This is a genomic window from Stenotrophomonas sp. SrG, assembly GCF_050031795.1.
Lineage (GTDB): Bacteria > Pseudomonadota > Gammaproteobacteria > Xanthomonadales > Xanthomonadaceae > Stenotrophomonas > Stenotrophomonas rhizophila_A.
In genome coordinates this window covers 1-230 of the sequence record NZ_JBNBBE010001729.1, presented here as the reverse complement: position 1 = coordinate 230, position 230 = coordinate 1, and the positions used below count along the sequence as shown (strand labels likewise).

Sequence of the window (230 nt, the reverse complement as noted above, 5' to 3'; positions counted from 1 at the left end):
CTGCTGCGGTACTCGGCACGCAGGCGCAACCAGGCTTCGGGTGACACCCACACCAGCGCCAGCGCGCCGGCAGCGGCCAGCACCAGACGGGGAACGCGACGACGGCGGACAAGCGAACGCTTCGCCGCCGCCGGCGGCTGCGCCACGGCCTGCCACAGCTGGCGCTCGTATGCGACCGCGCGGCGGTGCCCGGGCAGGCTGAGCCCGGGTTCGAAGGCCTGCATTCGCGG

At 74.8% G+C, this 230-nt stretch carries 1 pseudogene; it reads right to left on the bottom strand.

What is annotated here, in order from left to right:
* Window positions 1–230 (bottom strand): annotated as a pseudogene (locus ACQG3P_RS25180) (iron dicitrate transport regulator FecR); the annotation flags it as partial.